This is a genomic window from Flavobacterium plurextorum (assembly GCF_002217395.1).
GTDB classification, from domain to species: Bacteria; Bacteroidota; Bacteroidia; order Flavobacteriales; family Flavobacteriaceae; genus Flavobacterium; species Flavobacterium plurextorum.
Window position 1 is genome coordinate 56,357 of sequence record NZ_MUHD01000022.1, and the last position, 26,987, is coordinate 83,343.

Below are 26,987 nucleotides of genomic sequence, written 5' to 3' on the forward strand. Positions count from 1 at the left end.
TTCTAAATTTTTAACTTTAATACTTTGGCCATGCAGGAAGCACAAGATATTCTTTTAAAATACTGGAAACACGAAAGTTTCAGACCTCTTCAAAAAGAAATTATTGATTCGGTTTTAGAAGGTCATGATACTTTTGCACTGCTGCCAACAGGAGGCGGAAAATCGATTTGTTTTCAGGTTCCAACTATGATGCGCGAAGGAATCTGCTTGGTTATTTCACCATTGATTGCTTTGATGAAAGATCAAGTAGCGAATCTGCAAAAAAGAGAAATCAAAGCAATTGCTCTTACTGGCGGAATTCATACGGAAGAAATCATTGATCTTTTAGACAATTGTCAATACGGAAATTACAAATTTCTTTATCTTTCGCCGGAGCGTTTACAATCAGACTGGATATTAGAGCGCATCAAAAATCTTCCTATAAGTTTTATTGCCATTGACGAAGCGCATTGTGTTTCGCAATGGGGACACGACTTTAGACCGGCTTATTTAAAAATTTCGGAACTTAAAAAACACTTTCCTAAGATTCCTTTTTTGGCCTTGACTGCAACTGCAACGCCAAGAGTTGTTGAAGATATTAAAACTGAATTAGGTTTAAAAGACACTAAACTATTTCAACAGTCTTTTGAAAGAAAGAATATCGCATACATGGTTTTTGAAGTTGAAGACAAACTGTATCGTGTCGAACAAATTTTAAAGAAAAACCCGCAGCCTTCTATTATATATGTACGAAATAGAAAATCATGCTTAAACATTTCAACACAATTACAATCGCTTGGTTTTAGAGCTACTTACTATCACGGAGGACTTTCGGCAAAAGAAAAAGACAAAAATATGCAGTCGTGGATGTCGGAACAAGCGCAGGTTATTGTTGCTACAAATGCGTTTGGAATGGGAATTGACAAGGACAATGTAAAAACGGTCATTCATACGCAATTGCCTGAAAATCTAGAAAATTATTATCAGGAATCAGGAAGAGCGGGACGAAATGGCGAAAAAGCCTTTTCGGTTTTATTATACAATAACTCAGATGCAAACCAGACTGAACAACAGTTTTTAAGTATTCTGCCTGATAAAAAATTCCTAAAAACGATGTATGTCAAACTGTGTAACTATTTTCAAATAGCATACGGCGAAGGTTTAGACGATACTTTCTCTTTTAAATTGAATCATTTTTGCAACAAATACGACTTCCCTACTTTAAAAACTTATAATGCTTTACAGTTTTTAAACCAACAGGGAATCATTACAATGTCTCAGGAATTTTCAGAGAAGGTTACAATGCAGTTTTTAATTGAATCCAAAGAAGTTATTCGATATACAAGTTTAAATCAGAAAGACGAAGAAATTATTTTAGCGATTTTAAGAACTTATCCTGGAGTTCATGAAATGAAAACGCCGATAAATCTTTCGCTGATTGCAAAAAAATCAAATCATACGGAAGAACAGATTACTTCTCTTTTAGAAAAACTGAGAGATAAAGAGATTATCGAATACAAATCTAAAAATAACGATGCGACAATATTATTCAACGAAGTTCGTGAAGATGATTTGACCATAAATAGAGTTTCTAAGTATCTGGAAAAACAGAATCAGCTTAAACAAGAGCAGCTTTCATCTGTTCTATATTATATAAAGGAAAACAAAACCTGCAAAAACAGATTGGTTTTGGATTATTTTGGAGAAGAAACTAATTCAAATTGCGGCGTTTGCTCGTATTGCATTACACAAAAAGGAAAAATCACTGAAGCCGATTCGATTGCTGACAAAATCTTGTCTTTATTAAAAACGGCATCTTTGACTTCGCGAGAAATTCAAAACCAGATAAAACTAGATGCATCAGATATAATACTTGTTCTTCAAGAATTATTAGAAAACAATCATATCGTTATATTAGCGAACAATAAATACACTTTAAAATCATAATGGAAAAATTACGAATTATATTTATGGGAACGCCAGAATTTGCTGTTGGCATTCTAGATACTATTATAAAAAACAATTACGATGTTGTGGGCGTTATCACAGCTGCAGATAAACCAGCCGGCCGCGGACAAAAAATAAAATATTCGGCGGTAAAAGAATATGCATTGGCAAACAATCTTACTTTATTACAGCCAACAAATTTAAAAGACGAAACTTTTTTAGCAGAATTAAAAGCTTTAAATGCCAATTTACAAATAGTAGTTGCCTTTAGAATGCTGCCAAAAGTAGTTTGGGAAATGCCAAGTTTAGGAACTTTTAATCTTCACGCTTCCTTACTTCCAAATTATAGAGGAGCTGCACCTATCAACTGGGCAATTATTAATGGAGAAACCAAAACCGGAGTTACAACATTCTTTATTGATGATAAGATTGATACTGGAGCAATGATTTTAAATTCGGAAATCGCCATTGAGCCCGAAGAAAATGCAGGACAGTTACACGATCGATTAATGTTATTGGGAAGCCAAACTGTAATTGACACTTTAAAAGTTATTGAAAACGGAAATGTTACCACAACGATTCAGGAAGATAACGAGGAAATCAAAACGGCTTACAAACTAAATAAGGAGAATTGTAAAATTGACTGGACAAAATCTGGAACTGAAATCAATAATTTAATTCGAGGATTAAGTCCGTATCCTGCTGCATGGTGTTTTTTGAAGGATAAAAATGAAGAATTAAGCATCAAAATATATGAAGCAAAACTAGCTGTAGAAGCACATTCTCATGAAATTGGAAGTCTGATCAGCAGTAAAAAAGAAATCAAAATTGCAATTAAAGAAGGGTTCATTCAGCTTTTAAGTTTACAATTACCTGGAAAAAAGCGAATGCAAGTAGCTGAATTACTAAATGGGATAACTTTTTCTGATGACGCAAAGGTCTATTAACATCAGTAAAACAGGGGTTTGTACCTGTTTTTGATCGACAAACAACATCCTTTATGAACAAAAAAAGCAAGTTATCAACAATTATAGCTAAAATTAAAGAAAACACTTGCACGCAACGGATTTCCTACTAAATTTGTGTATTAACAATTTTTTTTAACCAACAATTAATAACTAATTATTATGAACAAATCAGAATTAATCGATGCTATCGCTGCTGATGCAGGAATTACAAAAGCTGCGGCTAAATTAGCTTTAGAGTCATTTTTAGGAAATGTAGGATCTACTTTGAAAAAAGGCGGAAGAATTTCATTAGTAGGTTTTGGATCTTGGTCAGTATCTGCGAGAGCTGCTAGAGACGGTAGAAATCCTCAAACAGGAAAAACTATCAAAATTGCTGCAAAAAATGTAGTAAAATTTAAAGCTGGTGCTGAATTAGAAGGAGCAGTGAACTAGTAAGAAAGTTCTCTAATCTAAATAATATAATTAAAACCCTCCTCATGGAGGGTTTTTTTATGCGGTTTAACGATTTTATTTGTGATTTTAATTTTTTTATGAGTAAATTTAATAAAAATTGTAGCCGTATGATTTCAGAAAAATTAAAAAAAGGACACCTGCTTATTGCCGAGCCTTCAATAATTGGAGATTTATCTTTTAACAGATCGGTAATTTTATTAGCAGACCATAACAAAGAAGGATCCATAGGATTTATCATTAATAAACCGTTAAAATACACGATTAATGATCTTATCCCGGAAATTGATGCGACCTTCAAAATATATAATGGAGGCCCAGTTGAGCAAGACAATTTGTACTTCATTCACAATATTCCTGAGTTAATCCCGAATAGTGTTGAGATCTCTAATGGAATATACTGGGGAGGTGATTTTGAATCGACCAAAGACTTAATAAACAACGGATCAATCAACAAAAACAATATCCGTTTTTTCTTAGGCTATACTGGTTGGGACGAGAATCAGCTTGAGAATGAAATGCAGGGAAACTCCTGGATTATTGCTGATAATAATTACAAAAATAAAATTATTGGAAAGTCTACCACTCACTTTTGGAAAGAACAAATTATTGAGCTTGGCGGCGACTATCTCATTTGGTCAAATGCACCTGAAAACCCATATCTGAATTAATTTTCAGATATGGATTCATTTAGCTTCTGTACTAATAAATGAGCCAGATTACATGTAAAATCTTTTTTTCGATATTTAGTTATCGGTTGTATTCCCGTGATTACATTTGTGAGAAATAATTCATCTGCCTTTTGAAGATCAAATGGCGAGATTATTTCCTCAGTTATTTCTATGCCTTCAACTTTTTTAGCTAAAGCTAAAATCTGTTTACGCATAATTCCATTTAAACAACCTTCAGAGACCGGCGGTGTAATAAGTTTTTTACCTACAAGCATAAACAAATTTCCTTGCAGCGCCTCAACAACATTTTTAGAATCATTTAGCAATATACAATTTGCCAATCCGTTTTCATGTGCAAAAATACTTCCAGTAACATTAATCATCTTATTAGTCGTTTTAATCGACGATAATAACTGCTTTGTTACATAGAAGTCTTTATACAAATCAACTTCATATTCAGCTGTATTTAAAGCATATAAAGTACCTTCAAGTGCAACTGCGTGAATCAAAAAAGAAACTTCATTGTTTTTTGGAAGATACAAGCCGCCATCTTTTCTAAAAACTGTAATTCGAGCTCTTGCAGATGAAGAAATATTCTTTTCTTTAAGAAGGTTTAAAATTTGTTCTTCGAAATATTCCATTGTAAAGTTCATTGGAATTTCCATTCTCACCACTCGCATCGAAGCCATTAACCTAAAATAGTGATCTTCAAGAAACAAGACTTTATTATTGATTACTTTTACGGTTTCAAAAACGCCGTCTCCATATAAAAAAGCACGATTTTGAGTTAAGATATTTTCTTCTAGTGCTATGTTTCCGTTAAAATTGATCATAAAAAAACCCTGAATTTTGTTCAGGGCAAATATAAGGCATAAAATAGACTTTTACTAAACAGATCCTATAAGATGTTTCAAATCTGAGATTTGATTCTCCCACAATTGTTTAGCTTCTCCTACTTCTTCTTTTTCAGCGAAATCAACTACCATTAATGATACATCTTTAGTCAATTCATCAACTAAAATATGCAGTTCAAAAAAGTACTCAGTATCCTTACTGCTTTCATCAACCCATTTAAATTTTACTTTTTCACCTGTTTTTTTTGAAGCTAATCGCGCTTTTTCCTGCGAATCATTCCAAATAAAAGTGAAAAACTCACCTCTTGAATTAACATTATCAGCAAACCATTCTGATAAACCTGACGGCGTTGATATATATTGATACAATAATTGCGGCGAAGAATTGATCGGGAACTCGATCTCGTAACGTATTTTTGGATCCATGTGCTACTTTTAATTTTTTCGAAATATAAGAATATATGTTCAAAAACAATGCATTTTTAAAAATATTTTTTTTTCTTCATTTTATGCTTGTACGCTTTAATATTATTTCTATCTTTGCACCCGCAATCAGGAATTCATGATAGCAGTCCAGGCGAGGTAGCTCAGTTGGTTAGAGCGCAGGATTCATAACCCTGAGGTCACGGGTTCAACTCCCGTCCTCGCTACAGGTAAAAAGGCATCACTTAAAAGTGATGTCTTTTTTTTATTTACAGTGATTATTTATGGCAAAATTTGTAACTTACATTTTATAATTATCGCTAAAAACAGCTTTTTAAAAACTAAGTAATTCATTAAAAATCATGGATATAGTAAAATTTAAAATCACATCAAAAACGATAAAGGTAGAAGTACGCAATTCGAATAATTATGTTTTTAATTTCAATACTGCTTTAGAAATTGAAAAAGAAGACAAAGATGTTTTATTAAAACTATACAATGCATTAGATCTTCTTTTTAAGAAAGAAGCTGCAAGCGAGGTAAAAAACTACATTTCGCCAAATCAAACCAATATACTTGATCAAATTTCTGCGGTTGATAATTTAGAGCAGGGAAAATAAATAATTACAGCAGCTGCTTTTAATTTTTATAATTGCAGATTCATTTAGATTTAAAATTAAAGAAATAAATTTTAATAATTCTGAGGTTAAGGAAGTTCTTCTTCTTTAGCCCTTTTTTATTTTAAAATAAAACCCCGCCTACCCTTTACAACCACACAACACTCATATTCAAACAATTACACGCAGTACTTTTATTAGCTGTAAAAGAAAAAAGCAAAATTTTTAATAAAAATTTAAGCTCTTTTCTTTTACAAAATCATTAACTTGTTATAAAAATTAAAACTACACTAGTTTTAATCTTATTTTGAGCAGGCCATTTTCCATCTTCTTACCCCTAAATTCGAGCATCTGTTAACAGGATTTGCGGTCTGCCACATGCAGTTATTTTATTTTAATTAAAAAAGAATAAATCTATGCGAGTATCTGTAGTCCGAAAAAACATAAAATTCATCCCCGATTCAAAAAGAGTTGTTGCCCGCTATTTCATGAATGGCGAAGAACGAACGCAGCAAATGGTTGCTCGAATAATGACGCTTAATGAAAAGCAGGTTTTAGAGACCCTGGAACAAACACTACGTGAGTTTGCAAGGCGTCATCGAAATATCTCATCTATTTTTATCAAACATTGCGAGAAAATAAGCCCAATAATCGAAGCAATGCAAATTGACTACGAAGGAATGTCTCTGGATCGAAAAATGCTTATAGGTTCGTATTGCACTATGGAATATGCGATCGAATCTGCTGCTATTTTTAATCCTTCTATTGTCGAAGATTTTGATCAATCTGGTTTAGAGGCGGGCGAAAAACGTGTTATCATATCTTTTCGTGCAACAGGTGAAGGTCATATATCATCAATTGTTTTTAGAAGAGGAATTCTGGATAGGCACAACAATTTGCAGATCATGAAAATTGGCCACAATATTGATAAAGCCGAAATTGAACACAAAACTTTATTCAACAAAGAGCGCTTCTTGACTAAGTTGTATGAAATGCATACTACGGACAAATATATTGTTCAGATTATGCAGGATTTACCCGATGAGTTTGAGTTTGCTATTTTAAAAAACATGTTGAATACTGCACTCAGCGATCCGTCTATTCGAGAGGAAAGAAGAACGGCGCTTGAAGAAATACTCTGGCTTGCCAATTCATTTTATGACCTGCTATTCAAGCACGATTCTGATATTACAGAGCGTGTTATATTCCCGATCTCTGATTCGGAAAGCCGTGGTATCGAAGATGCTCGTTTTGTTCGTTTTATTGATGATGACGATTCTGTACGCATTATGGCAACTTATACGGCTTATAATGGTCATACTATCTTACCTAAACTTATTTCTACTGAAGATTTTTATAGTTTTAGAGTAATGCCTCTGAATGGTGAAGGTGCACAAAACAAAAATCTTGCTTTATTTCCACGAAAAATAAAAGGAAAATTTGCGATGCTTGCGAGAATAGACGGCGTAAACAACTACATTATGTATTCGGATCGAGTAACGCAATGGAACAGCACTATTCTTTTACAAGAGCCGCGTTATACTTGGGAATTTACACAAATAGGAAATTGCGGTTCTCCTCTTTGGACTGAGGAAGGATGGCTTATTATTACTCACGGTGTTGGCACAATGAGACGTTACTGCATTGGCGCTTCGTTGTTTGATCTTGATGATCCGTCTAAAGAAATTGGAAGACTTCCTGAACCATTGCTTTCTCCTCTTGAAGATGAAAGAGAGGGTTATGTTCCTAATGTTGTATACTCGTGCGGCGCAATTATTCACAACAACAGCCTTATATTACCTTATGCTGTATCTGACTATTCTTCTACTTACGCAGTTGTTGATCTCGTGGAATTATTAAGCGCTTTAAAGAAAAGCAAACAATAATTTCAGAAACAGAAAACACTTAGATTTAGGAATAATTCTAAAAATATAATTTGGATGGAAATAAACTTAAAAAAGTTTTTCTTTATTTTGACCTGCGTTACAACAAAACCATAAACTTCATCTCTTAAATTTTAAAATAAAGTTCAATGAAATTAGACCAAATTCTGGATAACATTCTTCCTTTACCAGAAACTTCAAAACGACTTCTTCAAGATTGTATTGAAGAAAAAAGTTATTCTAAAGGACATATTTTATTGAGAGCTGATAAAATCGAAACTACTATTTATTTTATCAAAAAGGGAATTGCACGAGCATATTCTAATCAAAATGACAATGAAGTAACGTTTTGGTTTGGAAAAGAGGGCGACACTATTTTGTCTATGAAAAGCTACGTTGTTTATCAAAAAGGATATGAAGATGTTGAGTTGCTAGAAGATTGCGAATTGTATGAATTGAAATCAAATAAACTGCAGAAGCTTTTTGAAATCGATATCCATATTGCAAACTGGGGCAGAAAATTTGCCGAAAAAGAACTTGTCAAAACAGAAGAACGTCTTATATCACACCAATTTCGCAGCGCAACGGAACGCTACTTGGAACTTTTGCAAAATAATCCACAATTAATTCAGCGTGTACAATTAGGCTACATCGCTTCTTATCTTGGTATTTCGCAAGTGAGCTTGAGCAGAATTCGAGCTGAAATTAAATAAGTTTTATTTTTTAACATTTGTTAAAATCTCTCTGACTTCCTTTTCTAATCTTTGCACAAAAAAAGATATGAATTGGATTGTTTTAATTATTGCGGGATTATTTGAGGTTGCTTTTGCTACCTGTTTAGGAAAAGCTAAAGAATCAACTGGAAATGAAATGTATTTATGGTATACTGGTTTCTTGATTTCTCTTACAATCAGTATGGCACTTTTGATAAAAGCAACGCAAACTTTACCAATAGGCACAGCTTATGCAGTATGGACTGGTATTGGCGCGGTGGGAACTGTTTTGGTTGGAATTTTAGTATTTAAAGATCCTGCTAACTTCTGGCGACTTTTCTTTATCACTACTCTTATTGGATCAATTATTGGGTTAAAATCATTATCACATTAATAAAATGTTCCCCAACATTTTTAAGAACTGCTTACAGCTTTTTCTATTTAAAACTTAATTGTTAGACTAAGCTGTCTGCCGTTTGTTTTCGAATTGCTTTTGCTTTTTTGACTTTTGCAACATTAAGATAAACTATAGATCCTAACATAACGCCTATACCTATTATCTGTAAAAAAGTAACTTTTTCTCCTAAAATAATATGCGCACAAAAAACAGCGGCAGGCAATTCTAAAGTCAGTAAGACAGAGCTTAAACCGGCACCAATTTTTGGCATTCCCACAGAAAAACAAATTGGCGGAATCACCGTTCCAAAAACAGCTAAAAATACCCCCCATTGAAGCAATCCAAAATCTAAATGTGTACTTGTAACAATTGCTTCACAGTTGATTAAAAAGATAATCATTGCGGATCCGCTTGTCATTAAAGCACTTTTTTCGAACATTGGTGTCTCTTTTCCTATTTTGCTGGTAAAAACAATATAAAGTGTATAAAGCAATGCTGACAATAAACTTAGTAAAACTCCAATAACCGAAATATTAGAGCTGCCTAAATCTAAAAGATTACCTGCCAAAACAGTTCCTACAATCACAAAAACAGCACACCAAACCTCAACAGCATTTGGTTTTTTCTTAAAAAAGATCCATTCAACGGCAATGCTCAGCCAAGTGATCTGCATTAGTAAAACAATTGCCAATGAAGCTGGAATATAAGCTACAGAAAGATAGTAAGTATAAGTTGAAGTTCCCATTGAGGTTCCTGCCAAGAGTAATTTCCAATTTGGAGTAATTTTTTTTCTGTTTTTTATACTTTTAAAAACTACTATTGTCCACAAAATCAAAGTTCCCATTAAAGCCTGAGTCAATGTAACTTCCCCAGCAGTATAGCCCTGTCCGTAGGCAATTTTAGCAAATGATGAAAGCATTCCAAAACTTAATGCTCCCAATGCTACAACGATTATATATTTATTCATTTTTACAACTAAAAATCTATTTTTTGTCCAAACAAAAGTATACAACAGCGAACAATAATCTATATTTCCAAAATAAATATGTATTTTATTCTTAAAAAATACCAAATAATCATTTTTTGTTCTAAATTAGAATATTTTTTTATTATCTAACTGGAAAAAATCCGATGCAAGAATTAAACAAACAAGAAATTGAGTTATTGAGAATCCTTCAAAAAAATGCAAAATTTGACATTACGGATCTAACTGAGAAATTAAATATGTCGAGAACTTCTGTTTATGACCGAATAAAAAAACTGGAGAACGAAGGCTATATAAAAGATTATGTTGCGATAATTGATCCGAAAAAAGTAGGATTGAATTTTACCGTAATTATAAATGTTTCACTAAATAGTCAGCGTCTTGAACTTGTAGAAGAATTTACTAAACAGGTAGCTGCTCTTGAAGAAGTGGTTGAAGGATATATAACTGGAGGAATTTTTGATTATGTTTTAAAAGTGGTTGTAAAAGATCCTGAAGCTTTTAATGATTTTATTCGAAAACTTTCGGTAATTCCGAATATCAGTAAAGTTCAGAGTTCGTTTGTGATGAATTATATAAAGCAGTCAACAAATCTGCATTTTTAATCTAAGAAGGTTTTATAAGCTTAAAAAGTTTGCTTTATCTTGAACACAGCACCGTACAGCTTGCTTTACGCTCTTAATAAAAACCTTACAATACTCTAAAAAATGAGTTAAAATAGACTGTTGACAAGAATTTTTCTTCATAAAAAAATATATTTGTCTAATAGATAATTGGCCTTTTTTTTAGAAGCAAAAAAACATTAGCATGGATAATGAAAAATTTATTTTCTGCCTTGAAGGCGTTCTGGATGTAGATAACATTATAGCAACTGATGTGGTCAAAAATCTTGAAGAAATTGCTTTCGACCAAGGTATTGCCAGCATATACAAAACCTGCGATACGATAGAAAGTCTAGAAGAAAGCCTAAACACATTACTGTATGATGATCATAATTTTAAGGATTATGAAATTATTTATCTGGTAATGCCTGGTCAGGAAAACAATATCTGTCTTCATGATTACTACTACAGTTTAGAAGAAATAGCAGAACTTTTTGAAGGAAAAATGAAGGGGAAAATTATTCATTTTGCCAATAAAAAAAGATTGGATCTCAATGATGATGAGGCGCAGTATTTTCTTGATATCACTGGTGCTCGTGCCATTTCCGGCTATGGTTCTTCTTACAATAAAATTGCCAGCTGCAGCACTATTGACAAGGCTTTTTTCAGCTTATATCAAGAAAACGATGATCTTACCGAAGTAGTCGAAGATTTATATCAAAAACACTATGCGCTTTGCAAATTACTAGATTTTAGATTGTATTATTAAGTATGAAAACAAAGGCAGGTGAAAATGTAAAAACATACGAAGCAAAGGGGTTTAGAGAGAAATTTTTAGGCGAGGACAATCCGATGCATGTTCTTTTCAGATCAAACTCAGATCATTTTTTCTGCTTAAAAATGGAAGAAATGATGCGCTTGCGATATCCTGTTCCACCTTCCAAACACAGCTGTCATACTTTAATTTTTGTAAGCTCCGGTTCACATGTTATGAAGTCGGGATACGAAGAGTACCAAACGGTTTCTAATGAAATTATTGTTGTTCCTGCAGGTCAAGTTTTTTCAATAAAAAACATCAATAATGCACATACTGGTTATATCTGCCAATTTCATCCTGATATTTTAATTGGAAAATACGGCAATAGAGAAATGCTGAATGATTTTGATTTTTTGAAAATTTCCGGCAACCCCAAAGTTACTTTGACTCCAGAGGATGTCCCTGATATCGAGACCATTTTAAACCGACTTCAAAAAGAATATTCTGAAACTACAACCGCAAATTTAAATATTGTGCAATCGTATTTAATTGCTTTGTTTTATGAAATGAATAAAAATTCGATTAAAGTTTCTAAAAATATTTCGGCTGCGGAGGTTATCACAAATAAGTTCAAGGAACTGATTCATCAAAATATTAAGACACAGCATTTGGTTCATTATTATGCATCATTGCTTAATGTTACTCCAAACCATTTAAACAAATCAGTAAAAACTGTTACGGGCAAATCTGCCGCCAAATGGATTGATGAAACCATATTGCTTGAGGCTAAATATCTGCTTTTTCAAACAACACTTTCTGTAAGTGAAATTGCCATACAAGTTGGTCACGAAGATCAATCTTACTTTAGTCGTTTCTTTAAAAAACATGAAGGAATCACACCTATTCAATACCGAAAAATGATTGATAAGTCCTAATTATTGATTATTGAATCCTATTAAACACGATTGCTTTTTTCAGAAATTTGCCTCTTCAAAAAATGCAAATTATGATTTATGTATTTAAAACTTCTGTAGACAGCACTTCAAAATTTGAGTCGGCTTCTGCATTGCTTCACGAATTGCTGCCTGATACTTTATGGAATTTTGATCTCGAAGACTGTGATAATATTTTGAGAATTGACAGCGAACTTGACATTCCTAATCTGATTCTTAATAATGCTGTTTTTGACTGCATTGAATTAGAATAAAACTTAAACATTTACAACATCTTCACATACTTTATGGAATCTAAATTATACCAAAACCGAACTTTTGACACTGTAGACTACTCTGATCAAAGTTTATCGAATACTGAATTTGTAAACTGCGAGTTCGTCAATTGCAACTTTTCTAAAAGCGATTTAAGCCATAATGATTTTCTGGATTCTACTTTTAAAAACTGTAATCTTTCGCTGGCGATTCTTAAGAATACGGGGTTGAAGAACATCAATTTCGTTGGCTGTAAATTAATGGGATTGGATTTTAGCGCCAGCAACAGCTTTTTGTTTTCAATGAATTTTCAAGATTGTCTTTTAGATTATTCGACTTTCATTTACAAAAAACTAAAGAAAACTAATTTCGTTGACTGCTCGCTTAAAGATGTCGATTTCTCGAATACGGATTTGTCTTTGTCTCTTTTTAAAAACTGTGATCTAGTCAATGCCACTTTTCAGGATTGTATTTTAGAAAAAACAGATTTCAGGACATCTAGGAATTATGCTTTTGATCCATCTGAAAACAAGATCAAAAAAACTAAAGTTTCGCATGCTGCTCTTGCGGGATTATTAGAAAAATTTGATTTGGAGATTGAATAATTTTGTCTTTTACAGAAATATAACTGTCTAAACTAAAAGTAAAAAAGGGATGCGAAATAAAATCGCATCCCTTTTCTAACTAAAACTTAAATACAAACTAAGGTCTCCAACGTGGATCTCCTATTTTATTATCAATTAATGTTTGATTCTTAACTGTAAAATTCCCTGTTGCTGCGCTTGTAAATTGCGGGTCTAACGTTGTGTATGTTGCAGATTTATCAACCGTTATTGCTGCCGCTCCAACTGTATACAACAAACTAGCATTAAAGTAGTTATTTGATACAAATGTTGGCGGAGCTGTAGGCGTTCCTGTTCCGTTTTGATTTGAATAAATTGCTGTTGTTCCTGCAATTATTGTATTTTTCACCGTAGAGGTATTAGCTCCAAATCGAAGATATAAAATTCTTTTTGATGCTACGTTACTTGAAACATTATACAAAGTACTGCTGTCGATTAATACATTTGATGTTAAACCGGTACCTGTTAATCCTGCGTTATCGATACGAATAAATTCACGTCCGATCGAACAAGAGTCAAATGTGCTGTTTTTAACTACTACACTTGCCACATATGTATTTCTAAAATCTATCGTTTCAGCTTGCTGGTTAGTACTTACGTTTTTAATTACACTATTTTCTACTGTAAACGAAGCTACTTTTGCAGCGTTAACACTTCCGTAAACTAAAGCTCTTAGATAATCATGAACATAACAACCACTGATTAAGATATCTTCATATATTGCAGACGCTGTATTGATAGTAATAAAGCTGAAATCACCTACTCCTGCCCCATCTAAATCTAAATCAATTAATGAAAAATCAGCTGTTCCAGAGTTCAATGTGAATTTAACGTGCAGCTTTGGTTTATCAGCAGGACGTAATCCTCTTATGGTAATTGATTTATTCACAATTATATCTCCTTTATACACGTTATAATCTCCTGGCATTAAAACTAGAATTGCTCCAGAAGCCGCTTCGGTTATTTTTGCATTTAAATCGTCTTCTGGTTTCACTAAAATACCAGTTCCAATATCAATTCCAGTAGTAAAGGTTCTAACGCCTCTTTTCTTTGTTCCATTTAATAAAGTTGCTGTATAATTAGTTTCACCTGTTAGACCTGCTACTTTAGCAACGCCAGCTGCTTTTTCTGCCGGCGTAATAGCATGTGTAATATTGCCCGGCATAACAGAAATTTGTGTAACTGAACTATTAGGCGTCCATCTTAAAGTCACTTCTTTTGCTTCAATATCAGCATCAGCAACTGGAAATAAAATTTGCTCGGTTAATGTTGTCGCACTTGTAACTGTCCATTTAGAATCTGCCACTCCTGCTGAACTTACAGCTTTCACTCTAATAGAATAAACTGTTTCTCCTTCTAATGCAACTTGAACCGGCAGTTCTTTTGGTGCTACATTTACGGTTTTAAAAATGGTTTTAAATTCAGTATCATCTGCACTAAATTCAACTACATAATGATCTGCATCCTCTTTTACTGTCCAGTTCAATTCGACTGTAGTCTGATTTCTAATTGTTGCTGTAAGTGCTACCGGAGAAAATGCTCTATCTGCTCCGATGTCTTGTAAGACTGCTTCATTGTAACTTTCGCATCCTGCGCTTAGTACTACTAATAAAAACATAGCCAGCAAGCCTTTAAATATATATTTTGCTTTCATAATTATATTACTATCAATTAATTATTATTAGTTTCCAAAAACCCAGTCATTTACTAATTTCCCATTGCTTCCGTCAATAAATGTCTGCCAGATTGGCCAAAATTGTCTTTTATCTGGATTTACTCCGGCTTTGTATAAAGTGGTTATTTTATTATCCTCCAGCTTATCCCAGCTTTTTGAAGTATAACCTACTGGAATCTGAGTTTCACCACGATTTAAACCATAAATATCCAGTGTAAATCCATCATCTTGGTATTTATAATACAATGTTTTTGGTACATCTTGATATTTACCAGTGCGCGCTTTCAGCTCAGTCATTTTAACCTTAGCTTCGTCAAGTTTAGTTTTTAGCAAATTCCAACGGATTAATGCATATTTACGCTCTAATTCTCCTGTAAATTCTAATTTATTTTCCTCAACAATTGCATTCATCATTGCATCTTTGCTTGTTAAAGCATCTACATAAGCATCTACTTTTACAGCCTGATTTGCTGGTGCAAATGCTCTGCGGCGAATTTCTTTTAGGTAAACTGCAGCAGATCCTGCTCCTTCTAACTCATTAGCCGCTTCAGCCGCAATTAAAAGTACTTCTGCATAACGCATATAAATTTTGTTTACACCATCGTCATTTGGTGCGCTGGCAATACGTTTCATCCATTCAAAACGATATTTACCAAAATACCAAGTCTGTAAATCTGTAAGTTCTTGTTTAGATTTTCCATTTACTGCAGCACCCCATTTATAAGGAACACAAGTTACATCTCTTCTTGTATCAACTTGATCATAGTCATAAAAAACAAATGGCAATGGCCCGTTAACTCCTCCTTTATTAGCTCCCATAGCTTGAAATTGATCTATGGCATCATGTCTAACTGCAAAAGTAAACAGCATTCTTCCTCTAGAATCAGCAAAAGGAATTTCCCAAAGAGATTCTCCACCAGCAGTTGTATTTTCTTGATTGTATTTTCTCCACAGCCCTTCAAAAGTTGGTTCTAAACGTGCAGTTCCACTTGTAATAACCGAACGACATTCTTCTAGTGCTAACTTGTACATTGCAGCTACTGAAAGTTCTGGATCATTACTTCTTCTTACTCCATCAGGATATTGCTGATAACCGCTTGCCATCATAGCTAATCTAGCTCTAAATCCTTTTACAAAAGCCTTATTTACACGTTCTGTACTTGCAGTTGCAGAAGTCGCATTAGGCCACGCTACCAAAGTTGAAGCTTCTCCTAAATCAGCGATTAACTGCTTATAAATTTCATCACGACCCGTTTTAGGAATATAAATAGTGTTTGTAGAAACAGGCTCAAAACGCACTGGAACATCACCCCAGTTTCTAACTAAATCTGCATAGTAAATAGCACGTAATGTTAATGCTTCTCCCAACAACTGTCCCATTTCAGGGTTTGTAGAAGGATTACCATAGGCACGAATTCCTCTGATACATAAATTTGCACGCTCAATTCCTTCATACATCATTGCCCAAGCATTTTTTGGCGAATTCATTTCCGTATTATCAGCCTTAGCATCATAAACTACTAAATCAGATTTAGCATTATCACTTGAAGAAGCCAAAAGCCACTCACTATCTGTGTTTAATCCTTGATAAGCTAAAAGTCTTCCTCTATAAGATTGTTCTTCTCCAAACGACACTTTTATTCCATCAACTGCTCCTTGTGCCAATCCTGGTGTAGAAAAAATAAGCTGTTCATCTAATGTTGACTGTGCAGGAGTATCAAAAAAATCATCGGCAGAATCCTGACAAGAAGTCAATAAACCTGAGATAATTAAACCTGCTATTATTATTTTATGTTTCATTTTGATAAATTTTAAAATTAGAAATTAAGGTTTAAACCAAAAACCAATTGTCTGCTTCTCGGGTATGCTGAATAATCAACTCCCGGGGTTAGTGGTGTTTTTCTTTTTGTTGACACCTCAGGATCTGGACCAGAATAATTTGTAATTATAAAAACATTAGTTGCTGTAAAATAAAATCTTAATTTACTCACTCCAAGTTTAGAGGTAAACGATTCTGGAGTGCTGTATCCTAAAGTCAGCGTATTCAATCTAAAGAAAGAACCATCTTCTACCGCCCAATCTGTAAACATAAATTTCTGCATATAAGGAGACCACATTGTTGTATTAGCATTAAGCGCTTCCAATTTAGCTGGATCTGTAACCAATTGTCCTGAAGCAGGATCTAAGTTTGTCCATCTTACACCATCAGCCATTTCAGTGCTTAAGTTTTTATATTGACCGTTTCTGTTTGATGTAGAAAACTCAGCTTTATTAGCGTTATAAATATCATTTCCAATTGTCCAGTTAAAAGCAGCAGAAAGATCAAAACCATAAGCATTTGCATTAATAACTAAACCTCCTGTACTTTTTGGATTAGAATTACCAATAATAGTTTGATCTGATGCTGTAACTTTATTATCAGCAGAACCATCTGTGTTTTTCAACTTCATCATTCCTGGTTGTAAAGCGCCAAGAACACTAGTTGCATCTGCAACACCTGATTTTAAAGTGTATTTTCCACCAACATAATCAAAATCTGAAACTTCATAACGTCCCGCACTTTGATAACCATACATTAATCCCATTGGTGAACCTACATTTACTGCATAATCATTACCAATATCTGTTGATGCCCAATTGGTATTTACGCCAAAATTATCCATTACTCCAAGAGAGTTAATTCTATTTTTGTTAACTCCAACGTTCACAGAAAAGTTTAAACCATAATTTTTCTTTTCAATTGCCACAAAATTTACTGTAGCTTCAAAACCTGTATTTTGTGTTTCACCCATATTTCTGTACTGCGTTTTATACCCTGTACCTCCTACTGGAAACTCGATTAATAGATCTTTAGTTACGTTTTTGTATACATCGAAAGTTCCGTTTAAGCGATTTTTAAAAAATCCAAAATCAAGACCAATGTTTTGTGTAACAGTAGTTTCCCATTTCAAGTCTGGATTTGCCAAAACACTTGATGGCGCCCAATAACTATCGAAACCATTTATATAAGAATTTGTGTTAGATTGATAACTTTGAACTGTTTGCCCTACAGGAATATTGTTATTTCCTGCTTCACCATAACTCAGTCTTAATTTAAGAAGACTTAACCAAGAAGCATTTTTTAAGAAATCTTCTTCAGAAATTTTCCAAGCTGCTGCTGCTGCCGGGAAATACCCCCAGCGGTTGCTGTTTAAAAATCGGCTAGAACCATCTGCACGGAAAGAAGCGGTCAATAAATAACGATCTTTATAATCATAATTTAAGCGTCCAAAAAACGAAAGTAATTTGTCATCAGGGCTATAAAAATTATCAACTGAAAAAGGTGTTCCTTGTGTTGTTAATTTTTTTGCTTGATCTAAATTAAAGAATTTAGGATAATTTAAAATTGTTGTAGTTACAGTATTTGAACTAGTAGTAATCATTTCTTCTCCTAAAAGCGCTGTCAAATGGTGGTTTGCTCCTAAGATATTTTTAAAATCATAGTTTAATGTATTCGCATTTCTAAAACGAACATCTTTACGATCGCTCATTACCATACCTGGTTTTCCAGCTCCAACTTTAGCAGTGCTTGAAAAATAAGTAGAAGAACCATAAAAACGGTAATCTGTATTATTAAAATTGTCTAACCCTAAATCACTTTGAAATTTTAGGTTTTGAGCAAGCTTCCAACCAAAGCTTCCTAATAAATTATAGTTTTTTCTAAATTGTTGACGGTTATTATCTGAGATCGCTAAAAATGGATTCACTAAATAACTGTTAACACTTTGATCATCATTATCTGTTGTTAATCCCGGCATTGGAATTGGTGAATACCCAACACTATGACGCAAACGGCTGTCAAGAGATGAAACTTCATTTTGTTCATTGGCTCCTCCTCCATTTATTTTTGTATCAGAATAACGTACTGTAAAACCAAGATCGATTTTATCACTTGCTTTGTTCTTTAATGCAAGCGACAAGTTGTTTCTTTTATAATCAGAACCAACCATGATGGCTTTCTCATCGTAATAAGCATAGTTAAAATTGTAACTCAATTTTTCAGTACCTCCGCGAATTCCTAAATCACGACTATTTACTTCACCGCGGCGACCATAAATTTGCTTTTGCCAGTCTGTTCCTTTTACTCCGTTATATAAATCACGATCTTGCCAGTTTCCAAAATACTTAGTGTAAGATGTTGGATTACTTAAAATAGTTTTATCTGTTTGACTTAGTAAAGCATATTCATACTGCCATTTTACAAAATCTTCTGTAGGCAGTACATCAATGTCATTAGCCATTGTTTTCATACCATAAAACATATTATAACTAACTGCCATTTTCCCGTCTTTACCAGTTTTAGTAGTTACGATAATAACACCATTTGCTCCTCTAGATCCATAAATTGCTGTAGAAGAAGCATCTTTCAATACAGTCATCGACTCAACATTTGAAGCAGCAATATCGCTCATACTGTTTACAGGAAAGCCGTCAACAATTATTAAAGGCGAAGCATCTTGTGTTAAAGATCCGCCTCCACGTACTCTAATTTTGATATCTGCATCTGGAGAACCTTCAGTTGAAACAACCTGAACTCCAGCAATTCTACCTGTTAAAGCTTCTGCAATATTAGAAACAGGTACTTTTTTCAATTCATTTCCTGAAATTGAAGCAACTGCACCTGTTAAATCAGATTTTTTTGCTGTACCATAACCTATCACAACAACTTCATTTAAATTATTAGCATCTTCAACTAATGATACATCTACTTTAGTTTTACCTGCCGCCGAAACTTCTTTAGTTACAAATCCTATGAAAGAAAAAGTCAAAACTGCTTTCGGATTTGTTAATTTAATCTTGTAGTGTCCATCAAAATCTGTCGAAGTTCCATTCTTTGTCCCTTTTTCAAGAACATTAACTCCCGGCAGAGAAAGTCCTGCCGCATCCTTAACAGTTCCTTCTAATGTCACAGTCTGAGCATGCGCTCGATTGCCCATCAGTAAGCACAATAAGAAAACAACAGCAAAGCAACGATTTGTTCCTTTGTTTAATAAATCATTAAAATTCATGGTTGATTGTTTAAGTTATTAATTGTTTTAAAAGTGGTTTTTTGTGGTTTCTTTTTAATTTACAATTACAGCTTTTGCAAACGTTTTTTCTTTTTCTTTCAATAAAATCATAGGCTTAACCTATTTTATTGCTATTAAAAAGCAAAGTATTTTTAACAGTCTGTAAAAATTGTAATCGATTGCACAAACATAGATATTTTTTTTATACAAAAAATTAAAATTCATAAAAATTTCATAATAAAAATTATATAAGCAAAATAAAATCGACTTTTTCTACAATATGTGTAATTTAATTGATGTATAAATATTAAATATATTATTGTAAATTTAAAATTCCTTGCGATTTTCTAAAAAAAACAATCGATTACATGTTTACAATTTAAGATATTTTTAAGTGTGTTTTTAACATTTAAAAAACAAAGAATACAAAACCAGACTTTATATCGCTCTTCTTTTTTTACAAAGTTTTCCTTTACAAAAAGATAACTGCAAATACCCGAGGCAACTTTTAAAACATTAAACACTTTTCGACCTCAGCAAATAATATAAAGCCATAAAAAAACCCTTAGAAAATATCTAAGGGTTTAATAGAATTAAAAAACAGGAAATAATTTAGATCCTTTGAAGTTTCAGATTGTTTCTGTGTGCTCTTATTAAAGTAATCGTTATAAGCATTCCCATAACTGACATTGCTACTCCTATTAAATTAGGTGAAGCATAACTATAACCAGCCGTTAAAGGCAGTCCGCCTAAAAAAGCTCCTAATGCATTTCCAATATTAAAACTTCCTTGAAGCGCTGCAGAAGCAATCATCTCAGCACCTTTGGCAGTTCGTATCATAAGCATTTGAATTGGCGCTATTACCGAAAAAGAAATACATCCAGTTAAAAATGTCAAAAACAACGACATATATTGATTTGAAGAGAAAAAGTAAACCAAAATCAAATCGATTGACATAATAAACAGTAAAGCCAATGTGGTTGGTGCAGGTGAAAATTTATCAGCCAGTTTACCACCGGCAAAATTTCCTACTACCATTCCAAGTCCAGCCAAAATTAAAATAGATGAAACATCACCTTCAGAGAATTTAGAAACATTAATTAGCAAGGGAGCGATGTAACTAATCCAAGCAAACAATCCTCCAAAACCAATTGCTGTAATTCCAATAATCAACCAAGCCTCCGTTTTCTTAAAAAACTCCAGTTGTTTTTTCATATTAACGGTCTCTCCTTTTTCTAAACTCGGCATCCATAAATAAATGAATAGAAAAGTAAGCAGTCCAACAATTGCAATCAATACAAAAGTATAGCGCCATAAAAAGTGATGCCCTATATAAGTTCCTATTGGAACTCCAATTAAATTAGCCAAGGTTAAACCCGAAAACATAATAGCAATTGCTTGAGCTTCTTTTCCTTTGTCAGCCAAACGACTTGCTACTACAGCACCAACACCAAAAAAAGCGCCGTGCGGTAAACCAGACAAAAATCGGGAAGCAAACAAAAAGTTATAGGTTGGAGCAATAATTGAAAGCGCATTAAAAACAGTTAACATTAATGCCAAAATTAAGAGCATTTTTTTTGGCGGAAAGTTTCTTCCAAGGATTACTAATAAAGGTGCTCCAATAACAACACCAAGTGCATATGCCGAAATAAGATATCCAGCAACTGGAATCGACACTTTCATATTTGAAGCAATATCTGGAAGCAGACCCATCATTACAAATTCAGTAATACCAATAGTTAAGCCTCCAAATGAGAGCGCAATAAGACTTTTTTTCATTTGTTTTTACAAGAAAGGAATAGATTTTCTATACCGCAAATTTAACACTATGCGTCTGAACAAAAATTGTACATTTGCGATATAAACTTGTAAATTTAGGTTATGCCAAAATTAAATCAATTCAAAACTTTGGTTATTGATGAATTTGAAGATGACAAATTTCACCTGCCTCCGCACACGCATACATATTACGAAATCATTTATATTAAAAAGGGAAATGGAATTCATCATCTGAACGACAATTTACTTCCTTATAAATCAGGTGATTTGTTCGTAATTTCACCAGAAGATGAGCATTACTTTGACATAAAAAAAACAACTCGATTTGTTTATATCAAGTTTACCGATAATTATTTCAACTCTAATAAAAATCTTTTTTGTGATGATTTGCTCTTGCATACACCTGAAGATTTTATGCGGGACAAACTCCTAAAAGAAACCGTTTTAAAACTAGATGATCCGTGTAAAACGATCCTAAAAAACACAGTCGAAAATATTACTGCCTACAATTGCAAGATAGATGTTACTACTTCGCCTATAGTCTTTTATCAAATTCTTTCAATATTTGGTTTGATTAAAGAAACAATCAGAGGAATGAACTTGCAAATGAAGTCGGCACATATCGATAATGAACAAATCGCAACTTATATACATCAAAATATTTATCAGCCAAAGCTCGTTCAAATTAAAGTTATAGCAGATCATTTTAATATAGCACAAACCTATTTCAGTGCATACTTTAAAAGAACCTTTTCTATTAGTTATAGAGATTATATTCATAATTTGAGAACTACTTTAATAGAGAAAAGAATTCACAATAATCAATTACCAATAAAACAAATTGCTTACGAATTTGGCTTTACAGATGAGAGTCATTTATCGAATTATTTTAAAAAGAGAAAAAACATGAATCCTACAGATTTTAAAAAAACGTAACATTCAAAATCTTAAATATATAGGAGCTGTTAAAAAAAATCTTTAAATTTGTAATTATAAAACATTTTCATTGACGAAAAAGATCCACATATTATATCTGTTTTTAACTCTTGTCTTCTTTTTGATGTCAGCTGAGAGTTATGCTTGTGGTCGTTCTTCTGAAAAAACTTCACATGAAAAAAGCACCTCTTCAAAAAAAGGAAACCCTGACACTTGTCAGAAAGAGTGCTGTAAAAAAGATCAAAGTCCTAAAAAAGATCAGCATGGCTGTAATGGAAAATGTGATCATTCTAGCTGTACAACAACTGCGTTACAGTTTAGCCTGATCGCTTTGAATGAATTTGAATTTGATACTAATTTGTTTAATTTCTCAACTGAGAAATCAATCTCGTTTCACAAAACCGCTGGTATTTCAGATGGTTTTACTTCTATTTGGCTGCTGCCCAAAATAAAATAATTGTATTTGCGACAGCCATAATTGGATCTAAACCAACCTCCAAACTATGGTTTTTTACCTAAAAAAAGACGCAAAGAACTTTACATCGAGACTTTATAAAAAACATATTAAACTTAAAAAGGAAAATTAAAATCCTTTTTATCAAATTTAGAAAAAATGAAAAATTTCACACCTACAATAGCTATAGCAATCACATTATTATTTTCTGTAAATTTTGTACAAGCAAATACAATCACAACAGAATCAACTACAATAGAGATTGCTGATTCAAGTCAATTACAATCTGTTTATGACGCTTATTTTGCAGTAAAAGATGCCTTAATAAAAAGTGATGCCAAATTAACTTCGGCGAAAGCTAAAGATTTATTAGCTGCAATTACAGAAGTTAAAATGGACAAACTAAAAAATGACGAACATAATGTTTGGATGAAAGCAGTAAAAAAAATGACTGCTGATGCAAAAAGCATTTCTACAACCAGCGACCTTAAAAAACAACGTGAAACGTTTAAATCGTTGACCAAAAGCACTTACGATTTAATAAAAGTTTCAAAATCTAATGAAGTTGTTTACAAACAACATTGCCCAATGGCAGATGCTGATTGGTTAAGCAAAGAGAAAGCGGTTAAAAACCCATATTATGGTTCTTCGATGCTAACTTGCGGAAACGTAGTAGAAACCATCAAATAAATATGACGCTCTACATCAAAAACATGGTGTGCGCTCGTTGTAATATGGTTGTGAAGTCTGAGCTTGAAAAACTTGGACTTCAGACAATTTCTGTCGAATTAGGCGAAGTGAAATTACAAGACGTCATTACTGAAAATCAAAAAGAAATTTTACTTAAGAATCTTCAATCTTTAGGTTTCGATTTAATCGATGATAAAAAAAGTAAAACAATAGAAAAAATTAAGACGCTGATTGTTGACTTGGTTCACCATAAAAATGGTGAACTTAAAACTAATTTATCCGATTATTTAGCTGATAATTTAAATCAGGATTATAATTCGTTGAGCAATTTATTTTCAGAAATTGAAAACACCACAATTGAAAAATATTTTATCTGTCAAAAGATTGAAAAGGTAAAAGAGTTATTGATTTACAATGAACTTTCGTTGAGCGAAATCGCAGATCTGTTAAACTACAGTAATGTAGCACATTTAAGCAATCAGTTCAAGAAAGTAACAAGCTTTACTCCTACCCATTTCAAACAATTGAAAGATAAAAAACGCATTCATATTGAGAATTTGTAATTTTTTTTAACCGCAAAGCGCGCAGAGAAACAGTGTTAATTATTTAATATGTGAACATATCGTTTACGATTTCTAGTTGTTCGAAATGACAAAAAAATAATACTATTTGCCTGTTTCGCGGTTAAATAACTCTTTGCTAAATATTACAAATCATTCTCAAAATTGTACAACATGAAGTAAGTCTTACTTCGGACATTTGCATTGTAATAACTAAAAAAGATAAAACAATGACACATCAATATGTAATTTCAGGAATGTCATGCGATGGATGTCGCAAAAAAGTTGAAAAAACTTTGAATGCGATTGAAGGAGTTCAAGCTGAAGTAACTTTAGATCCTCCTTTGGCAGTCATTACTATGGAAAAACACATTTCTACAGAAAAATTTCAAGAGGCTTTAACAGAAGCTGGAAAATATACGATTGAAATGACTTCTGCTAAAAGTGTCTCAGAAACTCCTGTTAAATCTTGTTGTTCTACTGAAAAAAAAGATAATCATGCAGGTCATGAACATAAAAAGAAGACAGCTGTAACGCATAATCACAATACAACCGGCATTTTTTATTGTCCGATGCATTGTGAAGGCGACAAAACTTATGACAAACCTGGCGATTGTCCAGTTTGCGGAATGGACTTAGTACCTCAAGCAGCAATTGGAACGCAATTTACTTGCCCGATGCATCCAGAAATTGTTTCAAATGAGCCCGGCGATTGTCCAATTTGCGGAATGGATTTGGTTCCTATGCAAGCGTCTGAATCTGAAGAAAATAAAACCTATACGGACTTGGTAAAGAAAATGAAGATTGCAGTATTATTTACACTTCCTATTTTCATTATATCAATGTCAGAAATGATTCCGAATAATCCGCTTTATAAAATAATGTCGATTGAAAACTGGAATTGGGTTCAACTTCTATTTTCAATTCCTGTAATTTTTTATGCAGGCTGGATGTTTTTTGTACGCGCTTGGAAATCAATCGTAACTTGGAATTTAAACATGTTTACGCTTATTGGTATTGGAACTGGTGTTGCATTTTTGTTTAGTATTGCCGGAATGTTTTTTCCTGATATCTTCCCGTCAGAATTTAAATCACATCACGGAACGATACATCTCTATTTTGAAGCTGCAACGGTTATTCTGACTCTGGTTTTATTAGGTCAATTACTCGAAGCCAGAGCGCATGGACAAACTAATGGCGCTATAAAAGAATTATTAAAATTAGCTCCTACCGAAGCAACTTTGATTGAAAATGGTCATGACAAAGTAATCTCGATTCATAACATTAAAAAAGAAGATCTGCTTCGTGTAAAACCAGGAGAAAAAATTCCTGTTGACGGAAAAATCATAACTGGCGAAAGCAGTATTGATGAAGCAATGATTACAGGCGAACCAATTCCTGTTGATAAAAAAATAGGCGATACTGTAATTGCAGGAACTATAAACGGAACAAAATCTTTTGTAATGATTGCCGAAAAAGTAGGTTCTGAAACCTTGCTTTCGCAGATTATACAAATGGTAAATGATGCAAGCCGTTCTAGAGCTCCAATTCAAAAACTAGCAGATCGCGTAGCAAAATATTTTGTTCCAACAGTTGTTATCATTTCGATTGTAACCTTTATTGTTTGGGCAAAATTTGGTCCAGAGCCAGCTTATATCTACGGTTTAATTAATGCTATTGCAGTTTTAATTATTGCTTGTCCTTGTGCTTTAGGATTAGCAACCCCAATGTCTGTTATGGTTGGTGTTGGTAAAGGAGCGCAGCATGGTATTTTGATAAAAAATGCCGAAGCGTTGGAAAACATGAATAAAATTGATGTTTTAATTACCGATAAAACGGGAACTATTACTGAAGGAAAACCATCTGTAGAAAAAATTTATGCGGTTAATAATAATGAAGATTCTTTACTGCAATATATCGCTTCTTTAAACCAATACAGCGAACATCCATTAGCGGAAGCTGTTGTTAATTTTGCTAAAGCGAAAAATCAAAGTTTACTTGAAGTTCCCGATTTTGAAGCTGTTGCAGGAAAAGGAGTTACGGGAACGGTAAACAACTCGAAAACAGCATTGGGAAATAAAAAACTGATAATTGAAGTAGGTGCATCTGTCTCTGCGGCAATTGAAGATAAAATTATTGCCGAACAGAATCTAGGCAAAACAGTGTCTTATATTGCAGTCGATAATTCCGTTTTAGGTTACGTTACAATTACAGATGCCGTTAAAGCAACCAGCGCAAAAGCAATCAAAGATTTAATAGATCAAGGCGTTGAGGTAATTATGATGACAGGCGACAACGGTAATACAGCAAAAGCAGTTGCCGATCATTTGCATTTAAGTTCGTTTAAAGCAGATTGTCTTCCTGAGGATAAACTAAAAGAAATTCAACGTTTACAAGCCGAAGGTAAAGTTGTTGCCATGGCGGGCGACGGAATTAACGATGCTCCGGCTTTAGCACAAGCGAATATTGGAATTGCAATGGGCACAGGAACTGATGTAGCCATAGAAAGTGCTAAAATAACACTCGTAAAAGGTGACTTAAGCGGAATTGTAAAAGCGAAAAAACTTAGTCATTCTGTTATGAAAAACATTAAGCAAAATCTGTTTTTTGCTTTTATTTATAATGTTTTGGGTGTGCCGATTGCCGCAGGAGTTTTATATCCTGCCTTTGGAATTTTACTTTCTCCAATGCTTGCTGCTTTAGCAATGAGTTTAAGTTCTGTTTCTGTAATTGTAAATGCCTTACGATTACGAAATCTTAATCTTTAA

General features: G+C 33.3%; 25 protein-coding genes and 1 tRNA gene. 19 read left to right on the forward strand and 7 right to left on the reverse strand.

The annotated features are described in order from the left end of the window. The first annotated feature begins 30 nt into the window (after positions 1 to 30). From B0A81_RS12610 to B0A81_RS12625, 4 genes are all read left to right on the forward strand, one after another. Entirely contained in the window at positions 31 to 1,926 is a 1,896-nt protein-coding gene (locus B0A81_RS12610) for a RecQ family ATP-dependent DNA helicase (RefSeq protein ID WP_089058369.1), read from the forward strand. After that, a complete protein-coding gene (fmt, locus tag B0A81_RS12615; protein ID WP_089058370.1) occupies positions 1,926 to 2,873 on the forward strand; it encodes a methionyl-tRNA formyltransferase in 948 nt (315 codons plus the stop codon). Before B0A81_RS12610 ends, fmt begins: the two co-directional genes overlap by 1 nt. 180 nt (positions 2,874 to 3,053) lie before the next feature. After that, positions 3,054 to 3,326, forward strand: a complete 273-nt coding sequence (locus B0A81_RS12620; RefSeq protein ID WP_042567273.1) for an HU family DNA-binding protein — start codon at positions 3,054 to 3,056, stop codon at positions 3,324 to 3,326. A gap of 128 nt (positions 3,327 to 3,454) precedes the next feature. Beyond that, complete coding sequence (locus B0A81_RS12625) at positions 3,455 to 4,015, forward strand: YqgE/AlgH family protein (RefSeq protein WP_089058371.1); 561 nt, start codon at positions 3,455 to 3,457, stop codon at positions 4,013 to 4,015. Here B0A81_RS12625 and B0A81_RS12630 read toward each other — a convergent pair. Both B0A81_RS12630 and B0A81_RS12635 read right to left on the reverse strand, forming a co-directional pair. Continuing rightward, a complete protein-coding gene (locus B0A81_RS12630; RefSeq protein ID WP_089058372.1) occupies positions 4,012 to 4,848 on the reverse strand; it encodes an aminotransferase class IV in 837 nt (278 codons plus the stop codon). The two genes, B0A81_RS12625 and B0A81_RS12630, sit on opposite strands and share 4 nt — an antisense overlap. Before the next feature lie 54 nt (positions 4,849 to 4,902). Then, the gene (locus B0A81_RS12635; protein WP_026984135.1) at positions 4,903 to 5,295 is read right to left on the reverse strand and encodes an START-like domain-containing protein; all 393 of its coding nucleotides are present in this window, start codon (positions 5,293 to 5,295) and stop codon (positions 4,903 to 4,905) included. A gap of 150 nt (positions 5,296 to 5,445) precedes the next feature. Between B0A81_RS12635 and B0A81_RS12640 the strand changes: the two genes are divergently transcribed. The 5 genes from B0A81_RS12640 (at position 5,446) to B0A81_RS12660 (ending at position 8,899) form a co-directional block, all read left to right on the forward strand. Next, a tRNA-Met gene (locus B0A81_RS12640) sits at positions 5,446 to 5,519 on the forward strand. A gap of 135 nt (positions 5,520 to 5,654) precedes the next feature. Next, on the forward strand, positions 5,655 to 5,912 hold the full coding sequence (locus B0A81_RS12645) for a hypothetical protein (RefSeq protein ID WP_089058373.1): 258 nt from the start codon (positions 5,655 to 5,657) through the stop codon (positions 5,910 to 5,912). Positions 5,913 to 6,325: 413 nt separating this feature from the next. Next, positions 6,326 to 7,795, forward strand: coding sequence for a glycoside hydrolase family 130 protein (locus B0A81_RS12650; protein WP_089058374.1), 1,470 nt, complete (start codon positions 6,326 to 6,328; stop codon positions 7,793 to 7,795). Positions 7,796 to 7,941: 146 nt separating this feature from the next. Further along, the gene (locus B0A81_RS12655; RefSeq protein ID WP_089058375.1) at positions 7,942 to 8,505 is read left to right on the forward strand and encodes a Crp/Fnr family transcriptional regulator; all 564 of its coding nucleotides are present in this window, start codon (positions 7,942 to 7,944) and stop codon (positions 8,503 to 8,505) included. 67 nt (positions 8,506 to 8,572) lie between these two features. Beyond that, a complete protein-coding gene (locus tag B0A81_RS12660) occupies positions 8,573 to 8,899 on the forward strand; it encodes a DMT family transporter (RefSeq protein ID WP_089058376.1) in 327 nt (108 codons plus the stop codon). A 61-nt stretch (positions 8,900 to 8,960) separates the two neighbouring features. Here the strand turns inward: B0A81_RS12660 and B0A81_RS12665 are convergent, their stop codons facing one another. Further along, entirely contained in the window at positions 8,961 to 9,869 is a 909-nt protein-coding gene (locus tag B0A81_RS12665; protein WP_123922180.1) for an EamA family transporter, read from the reverse strand. 164 nt (positions 9,870 to 10,033) lie between these two features. Between B0A81_RS12665 and B0A81_RS12670 the strand changes: the two genes are divergently transcribed. The 5 genes from B0A81_RS12670 (at position 10,034) to B0A81_RS12690 (ending at position 13,059) form a co-directional block, all read left to right on the forward strand. After that, entirely contained in the window at positions 10,034 to 10,492 is a 459-nt protein-coding gene (locus tag B0A81_RS12670; protein WP_089058378.1) for an Lrp/AsnC family transcriptional regulator, read from the forward strand. A gap of 202 nt (positions 10,493 to 10,694) precedes the next feature. Continuing rightward, positions 10,695 to 11,258, forward strand: a complete 564-nt coding sequence (locus B0A81_RS12675; protein WP_089058379.1) for a DUF6642 family protein — start codon at positions 10,695 to 10,697, stop codon at positions 11,256 to 11,258. A 2-nt stretch (positions 11,259 to 11,260) separates the two neighbouring features. After that, complete coding sequence (locus B0A81_RS12680) at positions 11,261 to 12,181, forward strand: helix-turn-helix domain-containing protein (RefSeq protein WP_089058380.1); 921 nt, start codon at positions 11,261 to 11,263, stop codon at positions 12,179 to 12,181. A gap of 71 nt (positions 12,182 to 12,252) precedes the next feature. Continuing rightward, positions 12,253 to 12,453: a hypothetical protein gene (locus B0A81_RS12685; protein WP_164975030.1), complete on the forward strand. Its 201-nt coding sequence runs from the start codon at positions 12,253 to 12,255 to the stop codon at positions 12,451 to 12,453. 33 nt (positions 12,454 to 12,486) lie between these two features. Beyond that, a complete protein-coding gene (locus B0A81_RS12690; RefSeq protein WP_089058382.1) occupies positions 12,487 to 13,059 on the forward strand; it encodes a pentapeptide repeat-containing protein in 573 nt (190 codons plus the stop codon). 97 nt (positions 13,060 to 13,156) lie between these two features. On the opposite strand, the gene B0A81_RS12695 is transcribed toward B0A81_RS12690, so the two are convergent. The 4 genes from B0A81_RS12695 to B0A81_RS12710 form a co-directional block, all read right to left on the reverse strand. Then, entirely contained in the window at positions 13,157 to 14,731 is a 1,575-nt protein-coding gene (locus B0A81_RS12695; protein ID WP_089058383.1) for a DUF5123 domain-containing protein, read from the reverse strand. Positions 14,732 to 14,758: 27 nt separating this feature from the next. Further along, positions 14,759 to 16,552, reverse strand: a complete 1,794-nt coding sequence (locus tag B0A81_RS12700; RefSeq protein WP_089058384.1) for a RagB/SusD family nutrient uptake outer membrane protein — start codon at positions 16,550 to 16,552, stop codon at positions 14,759 to 14,761. Positions 16,553 to 16,569: 17 nt separating this feature from the next. Beyond that, positions 16,570 to 19,800, reverse strand: a complete 3,231-nt coding sequence (locus tag B0A81_RS12705) for a SusC/RagA family TonB-linked outer membrane protein (RefSeq protein WP_089058385.1) — start codon at positions 19,798 to 19,800, stop codon at positions 16,570 to 16,572. Between the two features lie 612 nt (positions 19,801 to 20,412). Further along, positions 20,413 to 21,579, reverse strand: coding sequence for an MFS transporter (locus tag B0A81_RS12710; protein ID WP_089058386.1), 1,167 nt, complete (start codon positions 21,577 to 21,579; stop codon positions 20,413 to 20,415). Positions 21,580 to 21,681: 102 nt separating this feature from the next. Between B0A81_RS12710 and B0A81_RS12715 the strand changes: the two genes are divergently transcribed. From B0A81_RS12715 to B0A81_RS12735, 5 genes are all read left to right on the forward strand, one after another. Then, complete coding sequence (locus B0A81_RS12715; RefSeq protein WP_089058387.1) at positions 21,682 to 22,515, forward strand: AraC family transcriptional regulator; 834 nt, start codon at positions 21,682 to 21,684, stop codon at positions 22,513 to 22,515. Positions 22,516 to 22,585: 70 nt separating this feature from the next. Then, on the forward strand, positions 22,586 to 22,972 hold the full coding sequence (locus tag B0A81_RS12720; RefSeq protein ID WP_165768065.1) for a hypothetical protein: 387 nt from the start codon (positions 22,586 to 22,588) through the stop codon (positions 22,970 to 22,972). A 156-nt stretch (positions 22,973 to 23,128) separates the two neighbouring features. After that, on the forward strand, positions 23,129 to 23,659 hold the full coding sequence (locus B0A81_RS12725) for a DUF3347 domain-containing protein (protein WP_089058389.1): 531 nt from the start codon (positions 23,129 to 23,131) through the stop codon (positions 23,657 to 23,659). Between the two features lie 2 nt (positions 23,660 to 23,661). Then, positions 23,662 to 24,222 (forward strand): helix-turn-helix domain-containing protein, encoded by a 561-nt coding sequence (locus B0A81_RS12730; protein ID WP_089058390.1) that lies wholly within the window; start codon positions 23,662 to 23,664, stop codon positions 24,220 to 24,222. Positions 24,223 to 24,449: 227 nt separating this feature from the next. After that, positions 24,450 to 26,987 (forward strand): heavy metal translocating P-type ATPase, encoded by a 2,538-nt coding sequence (locus tag B0A81_RS12735; protein WP_089058391.1) that lies wholly within the window; start codon positions 24,450 to 24,452, stop codon positions 26,985 to 26,987.